This is a genomic window from Kitasatospora sp. NRRL B-11411 (assembly GCF_000721345.1).
GTDB classification, from domain to species: Bacteria; Actinomycetota; Actinomycetes; order Streptomycetales; family Streptomycetaceae; genus Kitasatospora; species Kitasatospora cineracea.
Genome location: NZ_JOGH01000277.1, coordinates 1 through 1,204 on the forward strand (window position 1 = coordinate 1; position 1,204 = coordinate 1,204).

General features: G+C 77.2%; 2 protein-coding genes. Both read left to right on the forward strand.

Annotated features, from left to right (window positions below; all coding sequences use genetic code 11):
- Nucleotides 1–57 precede the first annotated feature (57 nt).
- Nucleotides 58–690 (forward strand): AAA family ATPase, encoded by a 633-nt coding sequence (locus IH44_RS0139885; protein ID WP_030464749.1) that lies wholly within the window; start codon nt 58–60, stop codon nt 688–690.
- Nucleotides 691–762: 72 nt separating this feature from the next.
- Complete coding sequence (locus IH44_RS0139890) at nt 763–1,092, forward strand: hypothetical protein (RefSeq protein ID WP_030464750.1); 330 nt, start codon at nt 763–765, stop codon at nt 1,090–1,092.
- Nucleotides 1,093–1,204: the final 112 nt, after the last annotated feature.

A 1,204-nucleotide genomic window follows, 5' to 3' on the forward strand; every position in this document is an offset into this window, starting at 1 on the left:
CCCCGACCCCCCGTCAGACCCCCTGCCGCCACCGGCCGGGCGGGTACGGTGGGGTCCATGCTGATCTGGATCAACGGGCCGTTCGGCGGTGGGAAGACCCAGACCGCCCACCACCTGGTCCGGCGGCTGCCCGGCGCCGTGGTCTGCGACCCCGAACACCTCGGCTTCGGCCTGCGCCGGATGCTCCCGCCCGCGCTGCGCGCCGACTTCCAGGACCTGCCCGCGTGGCGCCGCGGGACCGTGGAGATCCTCGACCTCGCCGTCCGCGAACACCCCGGCCCGGTGATCGTCCCGATGACCGTCACCCACTCCGGCCACTTCGCCGAGACCGTCGGCCGCCTGCGCGAACTCGGCCACGACGTACGCCACTTCACCCTGCTCGCCGAACGCGCCACCGTCCTGCGCCGCCTCGCCGAACGCGACCCCGTCCACCGCCTGCGCCACCTCGCCGGCCTGGGCGGCCCGCCCCGGCGCGAGAGCTTCGCCGTCGCCCGCCTCGACGACTGCCTCACCCGCCTCGCCGCCCCCGCCTTCGCCACCCACCTCGCCACCGACCACCTCACCGTCCGCCAGACCGCCGACCACCTCGCCACCCTCGCCGGCCTCCACCTCCGCCCCGACACCGACACCCCCCTCCGCGCGAGCCTGCGCCGCGCCGCGGTCAAGATCCGCCACATCCGCTTCGACTGAACCCCGCCGCCCCGCCGGGTACCGCGGAAACCCGGTCGCACCCGGTCCCGGCGGGCCCCTACCCTGACCGGCATGGCCCACGCGAAGACCTCCTACGTCTGCCTGCCCTGCCGGGCCTCCTACAAGCAGCCCTACCTCGGCGACCACACCCGCCGCTGCGCGCGCTGCGCCGAGCCGCTGATCCACGTGGGCTCCGCCTTCGCGGCCCCGCGCCGCCGGGACACCGCCGCCTGGCGGACCCTGTCGGTACTGCTGCACGCCGGGATCCGCTTCCACAAGGGCTGCTGCGGGGGCCCCGGTTACCGCCCGCGCACCCTCGCCGAGGTCCGCGAACGGATGGCACACGCCCGCACCACCGGCGAACCGTTCGCCCGGGCGCTGGTGCGACGCGAGCTGCCGTAGCCGCAGGCGGCCGGTTCAGCGGGTGGCGGCGGCCGCCAGGTGTTCCGCCCGGCGGGCAGCGCGGGGTGGGCCAGGGCGGCGGCGCGGCTCCGCGGGGTGGCGGGGGGCGGGG

What these genes read in the sequence shown, in the direction of transcription:
- IH44_RS0139885 (WP_030464749.1), top strand. Translation starts at nt 58, where the DNA reads ATGCTGATCTGGATCAACGGGCCGTTCGGCGGTGGGAAGACCCAGACC.
- IH44_RS0139890 (WP_030464750.1), top strand. Translation starts at nt 763, where the DNA reads ATGGCCCACGCGAAGACCTCCTACGTCTGCCTGCCCTGCCGGGCCTCC.